This is a genomic window from Geodermatophilus sp. SYSU D00814, assembly GCF_054050055.1.
Genome location: NZ_JBJGYP010000017.1, coordinates 84,136 through 98,945, shown reverse-complemented (window position 1 = coordinate 98,945; position 14,810 = coordinate 84,136). Strand labels below are relative to the sequence as shown.

General features: G+C 74.3%; 13 protein-coding genes. 6 read left to right on the top strand and 7 right to left on the bottom strand.

The window, feature by feature from the left end:
* Window positions 1-139 precede the first annotated feature (139 nt).
* The 3 genes from ACI780_RS14950 to ACI780_RS14940 are packed head-to-tail and all read left to right on the top strand — an operon-like array spanning window position 140 to window position 2,957.
* Window positions 140-1,183: an amidohydrolase family protein gene (locus tag ACI780_RS14950; RefSeq protein WP_457003826.1), complete on the top strand. Its 1,044-nt coding sequence runs from the start codon at window positions 140-142 to the stop codon at window positions 1,181-1,183.
* Window positions 1,183-1,935, top strand: coding sequence for an iron-sulfur cluster assembly protein (locus ACI780_RS14945; RefSeq protein WP_457003824.1), 753 nt, complete (start codon window positions 1,183-1,185; stop codon window positions 1,933-1,935). Before ACI780_RS14950 ends, ACI780_RS14945 begins: the two co-directional genes overlap by 1 nt.
* Window positions 1,932-2,957: an NAD(P)-dependent alcohol dehydrogenase gene (locus ACI780_RS14940; RefSeq protein ID WP_457003822.1), complete on the top strand. Its 1,026-nt coding sequence runs from the start codon at window positions 1,932-1,934 to the stop codon at window positions 2,955-2,957. The genes ACI780_RS14945 and ACI780_RS14940 overlap by 4 nt, the downstream gene beginning before the upstream one ends.
* Before the next feature lie 122 nt (window positions 2,958-3,079).
* Here the strand turns inward: ACI780_RS14940 and ACI780_RS14935 are convergent, their stop codons facing one another.
* Window positions 3,080-3,442, bottom strand: coding sequence for a nuclear transport factor 2 family protein (locus tag ACI780_RS14935; protein ID WP_457003820.1), 363 nt, complete (start codon window positions 3,440-3,442; stop codon window positions 3,080-3,082).
* Between the two features lie 131 nt (window positions 3,443-3,573).
* On the opposite strand from ACI780_RS14935, the gene ACI780_RS14930 reads away from it, so the two are divergent.
* From ACI780_RS14930 to ACI780_RS14920, 3 genes are all read left to right on the top strand, one after another.
* The gene (locus ACI780_RS14930; protein WP_457003818.1) at window positions 3,574-5,898 is read left to right on the top strand and encodes a transketolase-like TK C-terminal-containing protein; all 2,325 of its coding nucleotides are present in this window, start codon (window positions 3,574-3,576) and stop codon (window positions 5,896-5,898) included.
* A gap of 172 nt (window positions 5,899-6,070) precedes the next feature.
* On the top strand, window positions 6,071-7,393 hold the full coding sequence (locus ACI780_RS14925; protein WP_456872561.1) for an ATP-dependent 6-phosphofructokinase: 1,323 nt from the start codon (window positions 6,071-6,073) through the stop codon (window positions 7,391-7,393).
* A 108-nt stretch (window positions 7,394-7,501) separates the two neighbouring features.
* Window positions 7,502-8,041, top strand: coding sequence for a hypothetical protein (locus ACI780_RS14920; RefSeq protein ID WP_457003816.1), 540 nt, complete (start codon window positions 7,502-7,504; stop codon window positions 8,039-8,041).
* Between the two features lie 188 nt (window positions 8,042-8,229).
* Here ACI780_RS14920 and ACI780_RS14915 read toward each other — a convergent pair whose 3' ends face one another.
* From ACI780_RS14915 to ACI780_RS14890, 6 genes are all read right to left on the bottom strand, one after another.
* Window positions 8,230-9,297 (bottom strand): redoxin domain-containing protein, encoded by a 1,068-nt coding sequence (locus ACI780_RS14915; RefSeq protein WP_457003814.1) that lies wholly within the window; start codon window positions 9,295-9,297, stop codon window positions 8,230-8,232.
* Between the two features lie 150 nt (window positions 9,298-9,447).
* A complete protein-coding gene (locus ACI780_RS14910) occupies window positions 9,448-10,302 on the bottom strand; it encodes a mycofactocin-coupled SDR family oxidoreductase (protein ID WP_457003812.1) in 855 nt (284 codons plus the stop codon).
* A gap of 73 nt (window positions 10,303-10,375) precedes the next feature.
* Window positions 10,376-11,869 carry a CoA-acylating methylmalonate-semialdehyde dehydrogenase gene (locus tag ACI780_RS14905; protein WP_457003810.1) on the bottom strand — a complete coding sequence of 498 codons (1,494 nt, stop codon included), beginning with the start codon at window positions 11,867-11,869 and terminating at the stop codon, window positions 10,376-10,378.
* 10 nt (window positions 11,870-11,879) lie between these two features.
* Complete coding sequence (locus ACI780_RS14900) at window positions 11,880-12,755, bottom strand: sugar phosphate isomerase/epimerase family protein (RefSeq protein WP_457003808.1); 876 nt, start codon at window positions 12,753-12,755, stop codon at window positions 11,880-11,882.
* The gene (locus tag ACI780_RS14895; protein WP_457003806.1) at window positions 12,752-13,834 is read right to left on the bottom strand and encodes a Gfo/Idh/MocA family protein; all 1,083 of its coding nucleotides are present in this window, start codon (window positions 13,832-13,834) and stop codon (window positions 12,752-12,754) included. Before ACI780_RS14895 ends, ACI780_RS14900 begins: the two co-directional genes overlap by 4 nt.
* A complete protein-coding gene (locus tag ACI780_RS14890; RefSeq protein ID WP_457003804.1) occupies window positions 13,831-14,787 on the bottom strand; it encodes a sugar phosphate isomerase/epimerase family protein in 957 nt (318 codons plus the stop codon). Before ACI780_RS14890 ends, ACI780_RS14895 begins: the two co-directional genes overlap by 4 nt.
* Window positions 14,788-14,810 lie beyond the last annotated feature (23 nt).

The window sequence follows — 14,810 nt, the reverse complement described above, 5'->3', positions numbered from 1 at the left end:
GCAATGTACGCGGCGGGCAGCGGCGGCGGGGTGTCTCAGAGTGAGACGACCGGGCCGTGGGCAACCGGTCCCGGCCCACCTAGCGTCGGCGCTGCGGAGGTGACCCGCCTCACAGACCGGAGCCGACGGAGGCCGACGGATGTACACCAAGGACGGCGAGCAGTACTACGTGGTGGACTCCCACATCGCGCTGTGGGACGCGCGCCCGGAGAACCAGCGCAACATCCACGGCAAGCAGTTCATCGACTGCTTCTACGACTACCACCGCAACCTGTCCCCGGAGTCCGAGGTCTGGGACTACGAGGAGTACCTCTACCAGGGCGGCGAGCGGCTCGTGCGCGACGTCTTCGTCGACGGCATCGTCGACCACGCGGTCTTCCAGCCGGCCCGGCTCGCCGAGTTCTACCACCGCGGTTTCGGCCAGACGGAGGAGGCGTTCGCCCTCGCCCAGGCCCACCCGGACAAGCTGACCTACAACCACTACTGGGACCCGCGCGACGGCGAGAACGGGCTGGACGCGCTGCGCGCCGACGCCGAGCGGATGCACCTGCAGGGCGTGAAGCTCTACACCGCCGACTGGCACGGGGAGTCCCGCGGCTGGAAGCTCACCGACCCCATGGCCTACCGCTACCTGGAGGCCTGCCGGGAGCTCGGCATCAGGAACATCCACATCCACAAGGGCCCGACCATCCGCCCGCTGGACCGCGACGCCTTCGACGTCGCCGACGTCGACCACGCCGCCACGGACTTCACCGACCTGAACTTCGTCGTCGAGCACTGCGGCCTGCCGCGGCTGGAGGACTTCTGCTGGATCGCCACCCAGGAGCCCAACGTGTACGCGGGCCTGGCCGTGGCGATTCCGTTCATCCACACCCGGCCGCGGTACTTCGCGCAGATCATGGGCGAGCTCGTCTACTGGCTCGGCGAGGACCGCATCCTCTTCGCCAGCGACTACGCGCTGTGGACGCCGAAGTGGCTGGTCGAGCGGTTCGTCGACTTCCAGATCCCCGAGGACATGACCGAGTACGCCCCGCTGAGCACCGAGGTGAAGAAGAAGGTCCTCGGCCTCAACGCCGCCAGGCTGTACGACCTGCCGGTGCCCGAGCACCTGCGGCTGCCCGACGCCGACGAGACGCAGACCGGCCCCCGGGAGCCGGCCGCCGCCGACCTGGCGACGGTGTGATGACCGCCGTCCTGACCGCGCCGGTGTCGGAGGCCGACGTCCGGGCGGCGCTGGGCACCGTCGTCGACCCCGAGCTCGACGAGCCGATCACCGACGTGGGGTTCGTCCGCTCGGTCGCCGTGGAGGGGCGGGCCGTCGAGGTGCATCTGCGGCTGCCCACCTCGTTCTGCGCGCCCAACTTCGCCTGGCTGATGGCCTCCGACGCCCACGACGCGGTGTCCGCGGTGCCGGGGGTGGGCTCGGTGGTGGTCGAGCTCGACGACCACTCCGACTCCGACCTGATCAACCGCGGGCTGGCCACGGGGCTGGGTTACCGGGGCACCTTCGGGCACGAGGCGGAGGACTCCCTCGACGAGCTGCGGGCCACCTTCCGGCGCAAGGCGCACACCGCGGCCATGGAGCGGGCGCTCACCGCGCTGCTGCGCCGCGACCCCGCCCTCGACGTCGCCGCGCTCACCCTCGGCGACCTGCCGGCGGTGGAGTCCACCACCGAGGCGCTGCTGCGCCGCCGGGAGGCCCTCGGCCTGCCGACCGACCCCGCCGCCCCGGTGCTCGTGCACGACGACGGCAGCCGCCCCGACCCCGCGCAGGCCGAGGCGGTGCTGCGCCGGGCCCGGTCGGTGCGCATCTCCGTCGACGGCAACGCGCACTTCTGCCGGGGCCTGCTCACCACCCGCTACCCGGGGTCGGAGGCCGACCAGACGCCCCGTCCCGACGACCGACCGCTGATCCCCCTGGAGGTGCGCTCATGAAGGCCGTCCGCGTGCACGAGTACCACGTCGACCCCTCGATCGACGACGTCCCCGAGCCGCAGCTGCAGGGTCCCCTCGACGTCATCGTCAGGATCGGCGGTGCCGGGGTCTGCCGCACCGACCTGCACATCCTCGAGGGCCAGTGGGCCGACCTGCAGAACCCCGACCTCCCGTACGTGATCGGGCACGAGAACGCCGGGTGGGTGCACGCCGTCGGCGAGGGGGTCACCAACGTCGCCGTCGGCGACACGGTGATCCTGCACCCGCAGCCCAGCTGCGGCCTGTGCCTGGCCTGCCGCGCCGGCCGCGACATGCAGTGCGAGAACGCCTTCTTCCCGGGGCTGTCGAACGACGACGGCGGCATGGCCGAGTACCTGCGCACCACCGCCCGCGCCTGCGTCAAGCTCGACCCGTCGACCAACCCGGCCGACGTCGCCGCGCTCGCCGACGCCGGCATCACCGCCTACCACGCGGTGCGCAAGGCGCTGCCGCTGCTGCACCCGGGGACGACGGCGGTCGTGCAGGGCGCCGGCGGGCTCGGGCACATCGGCGTCCAGTGCCTGGCGGCGCTCTCGGGCACCCGCGTGGTCGTCGTCGACCGCAACCCCGACGCCCTCGAGCTCGCGCGCCGGATCGGCGCGGACGCGACCGTGGTGGCCGACGGCGACCAGGTGCAGGCCGTGCAGGAGCTGACCGGCGGGGGCGCCGACGTCGTCTTCGACTTCGTCGCCGAGCAGGGCGCGGAGATGGACGCCTGGCGGATGACCGCCCCCGCCGGCTCGCTCTACGTCATCGGCTACGGCGGCGAGCTGCGCATCCCGACGCTGGAGTTCGTCGCCGGGGAGAAGAACGTCGTCGGCAACATCGTCGGCACCTACACCGACCTGGCCGAGCTGATGGTGCTCGCGCAGGCCGGGAAGGTCACGCTGCACACCCAGCAGTACCCGCTCGACCGGGCCGTGGACGCCATCCGCGACCTCGACGCCGGGAAGGTCCGCGGGCGCGCGATCCTCGTCCCTTGAAGGACCCCCCTTCCCCCCACGCCTCGCAGGCCCGACGCGGGGCCCTGAAGGGCGGCCGTTCCAGCACCTCACCACGCGGAGCGGCCCCTGCCGGCGACCCCGCCGGCCGGGGCCGCTGCCGGCTACCGCTCGTAGCGCACGTCCATCCGCCGCACCCGCCCGTCGGCGGCGAACTGGTAGACGTGGCGGACGGTGGTCCGCGACAGCAGGGTGCCGGCCGGGTCGCGGACGACCAGCGCGACGGTCACCTCCACCGACCCGTCGGGGCGCTCCCGGATCGTGGTCGGCCGGGCCGAGGGGCGGATGTGCGCCCACTGCCGCTCCCAGTAGGCGCGCACCGCGTCGCGCCCGTGCACCCGGCCGCCCTCCCACGCGTTGGGCCAGTCGACGTCGGCGCTCAGCACGTCGATCACGGCGTCCAGGTCGTGCGCGCTGTAGGCGCGGTACAGCGACCGGATGACCTCGTCGCGGTCGGGTTCGGTCATGGGCGGCCTCCCGGGGCGGCGGTCCGGTGGGGGCCAGCGTCGCACGGACACCGCCCGCGGCGGGACCTCGCCCTGGAGGAGCCGTGGGGCGCACGGGATGCTGGCCCCCCGCCGTCCCGACAGGAGAGACCATGACGATCGCCGCCCCGCGGCCGCCCGCGACCGGCTCCGACGACGCCGCGCTGCGCGAGATCGAGCAGCGGGTGCTGTGGCTGGCCACCGCGATCGTCGACCACGCCAACCGGGTGCGGCCCAACCCGACCGGGCTCAAGGTCGGCGGCCACCAGGCGTCCAGCGCCTCGATGGTGACGATCATGACGGCGCTGTGGCTGGAGCAGCTGCGCGCCGACGACCGGGTGTCGGTCAAGCCGCACGCCAGCCCGGTGCTGCACGCGCTGGAGTTCCTGCTCGGCCAGCTCGACGCCTCCTGGCTGACCACGCTGCGCGCCTTCGGCGGCCTGCAGTCCTACCCCTCGCGGCTCAAGGACCCGGTGCCGGCGGACTACTCCACCGGCTCGGTCGGCATCGGCGCCACCGCGCCCATCTGGGGTGCGCTGGCCCGCCGCTACGTCAACACCCAGTTCGGCGCGGGCGGCACCGGGCGGCAGTGGTCGCTGGTCGGCGACGCCGAGCTCGACGAGGGCGCGATCTGGGAGGCCGTGCTCGACCCGATGGTCGCCGAGCTCGGCGAGGTCGTGTGGGTCGTCGACCTCAACCGGCAGTCGCTCGACCGCGTCGTCCCGACGATGGGCGCGCCCCGGCTGCAGGGGATGTTCACCGCCGCCGGCTGGCAGGTGCTCACCGTCAAGTACGGCCGGCTGCTCGAGGAGCTGTTCACCCGGCCCGGCGGGCCGGAGCTGCGCGACCGGATCGACGCCATGAGCAACGCCGAGTACCAGCGGATGGTCCGCCGCGCCCCGGCGGAGCTGCGCGCGCACCTGCCGGGGGAGGGGCCGGGCGCGGCCGCGGTCGCCGCGCTGGTCGAGGAGGTCGCCGACGCCGACCTGGTCGCCGCGGTGCGCAACCTCGGCGGCCACGACCTCGCCGCGCTGCGACAGGCCTTCGCGCAGATCGACGACACCCGCCCCACCGTCGTGCTCGCCTACACCCTCAAGGGCCACGGCCTGGCCACCGAGGGCCATCCGCAGAACCACTCGGCGCTGCTGACCGAGGCCCAGCTGCACGAGCTCGCCGCGCGGGTCGGCGTCGACCCGGCCGACCCCTGGGCCGGCTTCCCGGCCGGCAGCGCCCCGGCCCGGCTCCTCGCCGACGCCGCCGCGCGGCTGGCCCGGCCCCCGGTCGACGACGTCGCCGCGCCCGCCGTCCCCGCCGACCTCGGCCGCACGCCCTCGGGCGCCGCCACCACGCAGGCGGCACTGGGACGCACCCTGCTCGACCTCAACCGCGCCGCGCCCGAGGCCGGCCGGCGGGTGGTCACCGTCAGCCCCGACGTGTCCAGCTCGACCAACCTCGGCGGCTGGGTGAACAAGGTCGGCGTCTGGTCGCACGAGGACCGCCGCAACTGGTTCGCCGACGACCCCGAGACGATCCTGCACTGGCGCGAGCGGCCCTCGGGGCAGCACGTGGAGCTCGGCATCGCCGAGACCAACCTGGTCGGCGCGCTCGGCGAGCTCGGCGCCACGTGGTCGCGCTGGGGCCAGCCGCTGCTGCCCGTCGGCGTCCTCTACGACCCCTTCGTCGGGCGGGCGCTGGAGCCGTGGTCGTTCACGGTCTACGCCGGCGGTCAGTCGCTGCTGGTCGGCACGCCGTCGGGGGTCACGCTGGCCCCCGAGGGCGGGGCGCACCAGTCGATCACCACGCCCTCGATCGGCCTGGAGCAGCCCGGCTGCCTGTCCTACGAGCCGGCGTTCGCCCTGGACACCGAGTGGTGCCTGCTGGCGGCGCTGGGCCAGATGGGCCGCCCCGGCGGGCAGTCGGCCTACGTGCGGCTGTCCACCCGCCCGGTGGACCAGGCGCTGGCCGCGGTGCCGGCCGACCCGGCGGCCCGGGAGCGGCGCCGCCGCCAGGTGGTGGCCGGCGGCTACCCGCTGCGGCGGGTGCCGCGCCCGGCGGTGACGCTGGCCGCGATGGGCGCGGTCGTCCCCGAGGCCCTCGCCGCCGCCGAGCGCCTCGAGGGGCTCGGCTTCCCCGCCGACGTCGTCGTGGTGACCAGTCCCGGGCTGCTGTTCCGCGCCGCCCAGGCCCGCCGCGGCCTGGACGAGGCCTCGCCGTGGGTGCTCGACAGCGTGCTGCCCGCCGACCGGGCCACCCCGCTGCTCACCGTGCTCGACGGACACCCGCACACGCTGGCCTTCCTCGCCGGCGTGCGGAACGTGCCGGCCACGCACCTGGGCGTCACCCGCTTCGGCCAGAGCGGGGACCTGGACAGCGTGTACCGCTACCACGGCCTCGACGTCGACTCGCTGGTCGGCGCCGCCCTCGACCTGGTCGACTAGACGAAGGACCCCGGTGCCCCCACCCCTCGCTCCGCTCGGCGCGGGCCCCTGCACCGGGGCCGTTCCAGCACGTCACCTGCTCGGCGCGGGCCGGGAGACATTCGACATGACGTCCTGACGACCGGGGTGCCGAGCGCAGCGACCGCGCACCGGTGTGGGACCGTTCTCCACCGTGATCGGACACGAGGACCTCGCCGTGCGGACCCTGGGTCCGTGCCGCATCGACTCGCCGCTGGCCGAGCGGCTCGCGTCGCGGGAGACGACGCAGCACTCGGTGGTGGAGGAGGACCGGATCCTCTTCGACGACACGATCTCGATGGCCGGCGCCCGCGGCCTGCCGGTCGAGCAGCTGCCCAGCCTGGAGCCCGGCGGGCCGCGCAAGCGCATCTACTTCGACCCCGCCAAGACCCGCGTCGGCATCGTCACCTGCGGCGGGCTGTGCCCCGGCCTCAACGACGTCATCCGCGGGCTGGTGCTGGAGCTGAGCCGGCACTACGGCGTGCGGCGGATCGTCGGGTTCCGCAACGGCTACCGCGGGTTCATCCCGCACTACGGCGAGGACGTCGTCGACCTGACCCCCGAGGTGGTCCAGCACATCGACGACGAGGGCGGCACGATCCTCGGCACCTCCCGCGGGCTGCAGGACCCCGAGGAGATCGTCGACGCGCTCGAGCGGCTCAACATCAACATCCTGTTCGTCGTCGGCGGTGACGGCACCATCCGCGGCGCGATGGAGGTCGTGCGGGTCATCGGCGAGCGCGGGCTGAAGGTCGCCGTCGTCGGCATCCCGAAGACGATCGACAACGACATCCCCTACATCGACCAGAGCTTCGGCTTCCAGACCGCCATGGCCGAGGCCACCAAGTCCATCCACGCCGCCAGCGTCGAGGCCCGCTCGGCGCCCGGGGGGGTCGGGCTGGTCAAGCTGATGGGCCGGCACTCGGGCTTCATCGCCTGCTACTCCACGCTGGCCAAGGACGACGCCGACTACGTGCTCATCCCCGAGGTGCCCTTCGCGCTGCACGGCGAGCGCGGCTTCCTCGAGCACCTGCGCCGCCGGGTCGAGGACCGCGGGCACGCCGTCGTCGTGGTGGCCGAGGGCGCCGGGCAGGAGCACATCGACGAGCACGAGCCCGGCCGCGACGCCTCGGGCAACGTGCGGCTGGGCGACATCGGCCGGCTGCTGCGCCGGCTCATCTGCGAGCACCTGGACAAGGCGGGGGTGGAGAACAACGTCCGCTACTTCGACCCGAGCTACGCCATCCGCAGCGTGCCGGCCAACCCCTACGACAGCGCCTACTGCCTGCGCCTGGCGCACGCCGCGGTGCACGCGGCGATGGCCGGCCGCACCGAGGTGATCGTCGCCCGCCGGCGGCGCCGGTTCGTGCACATCCCGATGCCGCTGGCGGTCAGCCGCCGCAACCACGTCGACCCGCTGGGCGACCTGTGGCTGTCGGTGCTGGAGGCCACCGGCCAGCCGGTCCGCTTCGCGTAGCCCTCACCCGGGCGGGTGGGAGCGCGGCACTCGACTGTGCCGCGGCCGGGAGTCTGCCGAAGGTCCGTCCGTCAGCTGCGGACACCCGACGACAGGACAACCAGCCCCATGACGTCGCCCACGAGGAGCACCCCGCCCCGCCGCGGCCGGTCCCGCGCGCTGCGGATCGCCGCCGCCGCGGCGGTCGGCGCCGTCGTCGCGCTGACCCCCGGCACGGCCGGTGCGGCACCGAACCGCTCCGCCCCGCCCGACGTCGTCCCGGTCGTCGACTGTGTCGTCCGGAACGGCGACGGCAGCTGGACGGCGGTGTTCGGCTACGACAACCGGACCGGCGCGACCGTCGACATCCCCGTCGGGCCGGCGAACCAGGTGACGCCCACCGGCTACGGCGCCCCCCAGCCGACCCGCTTCGCCCCCGGTCTGCGGCGCGGCGTGTTCTCGGTGACGGTGACCCGCGGCGGCGGGCCGGTGTGGCACCTGGGCAGCACCAACCTCGCCGCCCGCGAGACCGACACCGCCTGCCCGCCGTCGACCCAGATGCCGGCCGACGGCAACGGGACCGGTGCGGCCATCGGCGTGGCCCTGGCCGCCGGCGTGGGCGCGGTGCTGCTGCGCCGCAGCCGCCGCGCGGTCCCCGCCGCCGGCTGACCGTCCCGCGGACCGGCGCACGGGGGTCGGTCCGCGGGTGGTGTGCGCCCGAGCTCCGCGCTCGGGTCGGTCCCGGCTCGGTGCTCCTGCGGTGTCGTGCCCGCTCCTGCGGTGCTGCGTCGCCGCAGGAGTGGGCAGACCACCGCGGGAGCCGTCCGAGGCGGGAGGCGGGAGGCGGGAGGCGAGGCTCAGCCGAAGGTGAAGGCGTAGATCCCGGCGCCCGGGTCGAGGAACTCGATCTCCGCGGTGGCGTCGGTGACCGCGCCCCGCCGTCGCAGCAGCTGGTACAGCCGCGGCTCGGTGACCACGCCCTCGCCGGAGGCGTCGACGTCCTCCCCGGAGTCGGTGCCCGGCGGGCGGCCGTCGAGCCGCACGCGGATGCGTGCGCTCCCGCCGGCCGGCGGCGCCACGACCAGGTGCAGGTCGCGGGCGTGGAACCGGCAGGTCAGCCGCCCGCCCGGGTCCTCGACCACCGAGGCCTCGCGGCCGATGGTCCACGCGCCGGCCAGCGCCCAGTGCCCGGAGCGCATCCGCGCGGGCGTGGCGTAGACGTGCGCCCGGTCGGCGACCAGCCGGCCCGGGGAGGCGAACCCGGTGGTCCGGTCGTAGCCGAGGTAGTTCTCCGCGGAGCGCAGCGTGTCCCAGTCCGCGGGCGCCTCGACGCCGCGGGCGTCGACCGGCACCGGCTCGGGCCCGAGGTCACCGGCCCCGGCCTCGGTGAGCAGCCGCCGCAGCACCGACTCGGTCTCCTCGTAGCCGCCCTCGCCGAAGGCGTGGTGGCGCAGCCGCCCCTCGGCGTCGACCAGGTACAGGGCCGGCCAGAAGTGGTTGTGGAAGGACCGCCACACCACGAAGTGGGAGTCGACGGCGACGGGGTAGCGGATCGAGCGGGCCTCCACGGCGCGGCGGACCTCGGCGACGTCGTGCTCGAAGGAGAACTCCGGCGAGTGCACGCCGACGACGACCAGCCCCGCGTCGCGCCACGCCTCCTCCCAGGCGCGCACGTAGGGCAGCTGGCGCAGCCAGTTGATGCACGTGAGGGTCCAGAAGTTCACCGCGACGACGCGGCCGCGCAGGTCGGCGCCGCTCAGCGGCGGGGAGTTGACCCAGTCGGTGGCGCCGTCGAGGGAGAAGTCGGCCCCGACCGCCCACCGCGCGTCCTCGCCGTCGTCGGGCCCGCGGTCCTCGGCGCGGGGGTCGTCGTTCTGGAGGAGCCGTTCGAGGCGGCGGGTGGTGGGCAGGTGGTCGGAGGCCATGGCCGGGGTTCCTCTCCGGTGCGCAGGGTGCCGGTGACCCACCCTCGGCGCCCGGGCGGGGCCCTCGCGCCCGTGAGGCACCCTGGCCCGCTGCCGGGTCCGCCCGCCGGCTGCCGCGACGCGGACGGGGCGCGGCAGCCGGCCGGCGGGTCAGCGCAGCACGACGCCGGCGTCGACCCGCAGCTCCAGGCCCGTGATGTAGCGGGCGTCGTCGGAGGCCAGGAACCGCAGGGCGGCCGAGGTGTCGCGGGTCTCCATCCAGCCGATGGGGAGCACGTGCTGCGGCCGGGAGGCGATCTCGTACTCCTCGTCGGTCGGCGCGGGGTTGTCCGGCAGGAAGAGCCGCTTGTTCGTCTCGGTCATGTAGATCGCGGTGTTGACGTTGGTCGGCGACAGCGCGTTGACCCGGATGGAGTGCGGGCCGAGCTCGGCGGCCATCGGCTTGAGCATGCCCACCAGCGCCGTCTTGGCCGCCACGTAGTGGGTGATGTTCGGGAAGCCCTTGGTGGCCCCCGCGGAGGCGACCATGACGATGGCGCCGCCGTGGCCGCCCTCGATCATCGCGGGGGTGGCGGCGCGGACGGTGTGCCAGACCCCGGTGAGGTCGGTCTCGACGGTGTCCTTCCACTCCTGCAGGCCGATCTCCCAGAACGGCCCGGCGCCGCAGCAGATCCCCGCGTTGGCCACCACGACGTCGACCCGGCCGAACCGCTCGAGGCCCTTGGCCAGCACCGCCTCGACCGAGGCGTAGTCCCGGGCGTCGGCCCGCTCGGCGACCATCCGCCGCCCGGTGGCCTCGACCAGGGCGCGGGTCTCCTCCAGGTCGGCCTTCGTGGCCATGGGGGTGCTGGCGCCGGGGATGTCCTCGCAGATGTCGAAGCCGATGATGTCCGCGCCCTCCGTCGCGAGGTCGACGGCGAACTGCCGGCCCTGCCCGCGCCCGGCTCCGCTGATGAAGGCGACCCGGCCCGCGAAGCGGTGGGGGTCGAACGCCGTGAAGGCCATGTCCTGTCCTGTTCCTCGTCTCTGCGGGTGGGGGAGCCGCTGCCGGCGGGGGCCCGCCGGCAGCGGCGCGGTGTCAGGCGTTCTGCGGGAAACCGAGGTTGAGGCCGCCGTGGCTGGGGTCGAGCCAGCGGGAGGTGACGACCTTGCCCCGGGTGTAGAAGTGCACGCCCTCGGCGCCGTGGGCGTGGGAGTCGCCGAAGAGGCTGTTCTTCCACCCGCCGAAGGAGTAGTAGGCCATCGGCACCGGGATGGGCACGTTGATGCCGATCATCCCGACCTCCACCTCGTGCTGGAAGCGCCGGGCGGCGCCGCCGTCGTTGGTGAAGATCGCCGTCCCGTTGCCGTACTCGTTGCGGTTGATCAGCGCGACGGCGTCGTCGTAGGTGTCGACCCGCAGCACCGACAGCACCGGGCCGAAGATCTCGTCGGTGTAGACGCTCATGTGCGGCTCGACGTGGTCGACCAGCGTGGGGCCGAGCCAGAAGCCGTCCTCGGCGCCGTCGGGCTGCACCTGCCGGCCGTCGACGACGACCTTCGCGCCCTCCTGCTCCCCGGCCTCGACGTAGGACTCGACGCGGTCGCGGTGCCTGCGGCTGATCAGCGGGCCCATGTCGCAGCCCTTGCGGCCGTCGCCGGTGCGCAGCGTGCGGGTGCGCTCGGCGATGCGGGCGACCAGGTCGTCGCCGATGCCGCCGACGGCGAGCACCGCGCTGATGGCCATGCACCGCTCGCCGGCGGAGCCGAAGCCGGAGTTGACCGCCTGGTCGGCGGCCAGGTCGAGGTCGGCGTCGGGGAGCACCACCATGTGGTTCTTCGCCCCGCCGAGGGCCTGCACCCGCTTGCCGTGCCGGGTGCCGGTCTCGTACACGTACTTCGCGATCGCCGTGGAGCCGACGAAGGACACCGCCTTGACGTCGGGGTGCTCCAGGAGCCGGTCGACGGCGACCTTGTCGCCCTGCGCGACGTTGAACACGCCGTCGGGCAGGCCGGCCTCCTTCCACAGCTCGGCCATCCACAGCGCCGCCGAGGGGTCCTGCTCGCTGGGCTTGAGGACGACGGTGTTGCCGGTGGCGATGGCGATGGGGAAGAACCACATCGGGACCATCGCGGGGAAGTTGAACGGGCTGATGACGGCGACCGGCCCGAGCGGCTGGCGGATGGAGAACACGTCGACGCTGGTGGATGCGTTCTCGGTGAACCCGCCGCGGACCAGCGAGGGGACGCCGCAGGCGTACTCGACGACCTCCTGGCCGCGGGAGACCTCGCCGAGGGCGTCGTCGAGGACCTTGCCGTGCTCGGCGGTGATGATCGCGGCCAGCTCGGGCTTGCGGGCGTTGAGCAGCTCGCGGAAGCGGAACAGCACCGCGGTGCGCTTGGCCAGCGAGGTGTCCCGCCAGCGGGGGAAGGCGGCGACGGCGGCGGCGACGGCGGCGTCGACCTCCTCGGTCGAGGCGAGGGCGACCTCGCCGAGCACCTCGCCGGTGGCCGAGTCGGTCACCTCGCCGGTGCGGCCGCTGGTGCCCTCGCGGCGGGCGCCGTCGATCCAGTGCGGGATGTGCGTGGTCATGGGGTGCTCCTCAGGTGAGGGTGCCGTCGGGGAAGTGCTTGGTGACCAGCTCGCGGATGGCGCCGAGCATGCGGGTGCCCGACTCGCGGGCCTGGTCGTCCCAGCCGAAGACGCAGGTGGTCAGGACGCCGTCGAAGCCGATCCCGGCGAGGGCGGCGAAGGCCTCGTCGAAGTCGACGTCGCCGCGCCCGATCTCCATGTGCTGGTGGACGCGGGTGGTGTTGCCCGGCGGGTTGGTGATGTAGCGCAGCCCGTCGGAGGCGCGGTGGTCCATCGAGTCGGCGACGTGCACGTGGGTGAGCAGGTCGCCGGCCGCGGCGATGATGCCGGGGGCGTCGTCGCCCTGGTGGAAGGTGTGCGGCGTGCAGTAGAGGAAGGACACGCACGGGCTGTCGATGCCGCGGATGGCGTCGATCGCGGGGCGGCCGAGCTCGATGAAGTCGTCGGGGTGCGGCTCGAGGGCGAGCTTGAGGCCCTCCCGCTCCAGGAGTGGGAGCAGCTCCTCCATGGAGCGCCAGAACATCGCCTCGGCGAGCTCGGGCGCCTCGGGGCGGCCGTTGAACTCGCTGTTGAGCGTGTCGACGCCGAGCTCGACGCAGATCTCGATGGTCCGGCGCCAGTAGCGCACCGCCGCCTGCCGCTCGACCTCACCGGGCCCGGACCAGCGCATCACCGGCAGCAGCGAGGTGATGCCGACGCCGGCGTCGGCGAGCCGGCTCTTGAACGCCCGCACGGTGGCGGTGTCGACGCGGGGGTGCTTGAAGAACGGGACGAAGTCCTCGCGGGGCGAGAGCTCGATCCACTCGTAGCCCATGCCGGCCACCACGTCGGGCAGCTGGAGCAGCGGCGTGGTCCGCAGCATCTGCGGGTCCAGCGCGATCCTCATGACGGGTTTCCTCCTCGCGACTCCATCCGGACCTCGGTGCGCCGGCCGGTGCGCAGCGCCTCCACCCCCGCGGCGCAGACCGCCTGCGCCGCGTAGCCGTCCCACGCGCCGGGGCCGTCGACGTCGCCCTGCCGGGCGGCGTCGACCCAGCGCTGCAGCTCGACGTCGTAGGCGAGGCCGAAGCGCTCGCGGAAGCCGGGGGTGAGCCCGGTGCCGCGGACGGCGCCGCCCGGGCCGGCGGACTGCCGGACCAGGCCCTGCGGCAGGCCGATCACCGCGCTGCCGTCCTCGCCGACCACCTCGGTGCGCACCTCGTAGGCCAGGCCCGTGCTCACGAAGCACTCGACGTCGACCAGCCGGCCGCCGGAGGTCTCCAGGAGCACCAGCAGCGGGTCCGACAGCCCCTCGGCGGCGTGCCGGGTCGACCGCGGGGTCAGGACGGTGACCGCGGCGATCTCCTCGCCGAGCAGGAACCGGGCGACGTCGACCTCGTGCACCACGGAGTCGTTGACGATCGACTCGGTGGTGACGCCCGGCGGGACGGCGGGGTTGCGGTGCGCGCAGTGCACCAGCAGGGGCTCACCGAGCCCGCCGGAGGCGACGAGCTCGCGCAGCGCGGCGTACTCGGGGTCGAAGCGGCGCATGAAGCCGACCTGCACCAGCCGCCGGCCGGTGCGCGCGGTGTGGGCGTCCTCGGCGCGGACGATCTGCAGCGAGCTGGCGGCGTCCATGGTCAGCGGCTTCTCGCACAGCACCGGGATCCCGCGCTCGATGCAGGCGAGCACCTGCTCCTCGTGGAACCGGCCGGGGGTGGCGATGACGACCGCGTCGATCCCCGGGTCGGCGATCGCGGCGAGCGGGTCGGGGACCACCCGGCAGCCGGGCACCCCGGCGGCGACCTGGTCGGCGCGCTGGGTGGCCGCGTCGCTGACGACGGCCACGCGGGCGCCGGAGACCCGGCGGGTCAGCCGGGCGACGTGGTCGGCGCCCATCAGCCCGACGCCGAGGACGGCGACCCGCAGCTCCGCCGGGGCGGCACCGGTCGCGGGGGAGGCGGGGAGGACCTCGGTCGCCGTCACACCGGCTCCTGCACGGGGGTGCGGGGGCGGCCGATCTCCAGCGAGCGCAGCCCGCAGGAGCCGATGAGGCGGTGGGTGCGCTGCGCGATGGGCAGCGGGACGTCGGGCGGGCAGGGGTAGAGGTCGTGCTCGACGATGGCGAACACGTCCAGGCCCAGCCGGTCGACCTCCGCCAGCAGCGGCGGCAGGTCGGGCACCCCGTGCGGCGGCTCGATCATGGCGCCCAGCTGCACCGCCTGCGGGAACGGCACGTCCTCGGCGTGCACCCGCTCGATCACGGCGGGGTCGACCTGCTTGAGGTGCAGGTAGCCGATCCGCTCCGGGTAGCGGCGGACCAGGTCGAGGTTGTCGCCGCCGTAGTAGCTGACGTGGCCGGTGTCCAGGCACAGCGGCACGTACCGCGGGTCGGTCTCGGCGAGGAACCGCTCGATGTCGGGCTGGCGCCCGACGTGGCTGTCGGCGTGTGGGTGGAAGGCGATGGACAGGCCGAACTCCTCCTGCACCGCCCGGCCCAGCCGGTCGATGCCCGCGGCCAGGCGCGCCCAGGCCTCGGCGGTCAGCTCGCGCGGCTCGACGGCCTCCCCGGTCCGGTGGTCGCGCCACACGTCGGGGATGACCACCACGTGGGTGCCGCCCATCGCGGCGGTGAGCGTGGCGACGTCGCCGACCTGGTGCCACACGTCGTCCCAGGAGTCGGGCCGGTGCAGGTGCTCGAACACCGTCCCGGCCGAGACGCGCAGGCCGCGGGCGGCCAGCTCCTCGCCCAGCCGGGCGGGGTCGGTGGGCAGGTAGCCGTACGGGCCGAGCTCGATCCACTCGTACCCGGCGGCGCTGACCTCGTCGAGGAAGCGCTGCCAGGGGACCTGCTGGGGGTCGTCGGGGAACCAGACGCCCCACGAGTCGGGTGCCGACCCGACGCGGATGCGGGCGCCTCCGGGCTGCTGCACGGTCATGTCTTCCTCTCCTCGGAGGGGTT

What these genes read in the sequence shown, in the direction of transcription:
- ACI780_RS14950 (WP_457003826.1), top strand. Translation starts at nt 140, where the DNA reads ATGTACACCAAGGACGGCGAGCAGTACTACGTGGTGGACTCCCACATC.
- ACI780_RS14945 (WP_457003824.1), top strand. Translation starts at nt 1,183, where the DNA reads ATGACCGCCGTCCTGACCGCGCCGGTGTCGGAGGCCGACGTCCGGGCG.
- ACI780_RS14940 (WP_457003822.1), top strand. Translation starts at nt 1,932, where the DNA reads ATGAAGGCCGTCCGCGTGCACGAGTACCACGTCGACCCCTCGATCGAC.
- ACI780_RS14935 (WP_457003820.1), bottom strand. Translation starts at nt 3,442, where the DNA reads ATGACCGAACCCGACCGCGACGAGGTCATCCGGTCGCTGTACCGCGCC.
- ACI780_RS14930 (WP_457003818.1), top strand. Translation starts at nt 3,574, where the DNA reads ATGACGATCGCCGCCCCGCGGCCGCCCGCGACCGGCTCCGACGACGCC.
- ACI780_RS14920 (WP_457003816.1), top strand. Translation starts at nt 7,502, where the DNA reads ATGACGTCGCCCACGAGGAGCACCCCGCCCCGCCGCGGCCGGTCCCGC.
- ACI780_RS14915 (WP_457003814.1), bottom strand. Translation starts at nt 9,297, where the DNA reads ATGGCCTCCGACCACCTGCCCACCACCCGCCGCCTCGAACGGCTCCTC.
- ACI780_RS14910 (WP_457003812.1), bottom strand. Translation starts at nt 10,302, where the DNA reads ATGGCCTTCACGGCGTTCGACCCCCACCGCTTCGCGGGCCGGGTCGCC.
- ACI780_RS14905 (WP_457003810.1), bottom strand. Translation starts at nt 11,869, where the DNA reads ATGACCACGCACATCCCGCACTGGATCGACGGCGCCCGCCGCGAGGGC.
- ACI780_RS14900 (WP_457003808.1), bottom strand. Translation starts at nt 12,755, where the DNA reads ATGAGGATCGCGCTGGACCCGCAGATGCTGCGGACCACGCCGCTGCTC.
- ACI780_RS14890 (WP_457003804.1), bottom strand. Translation starts at nt 14,787, where the DNA reads ATGACCGTGCAGCAGCCCGGAGGCGCCCGCATCCGCGTCGGGTCGGCA.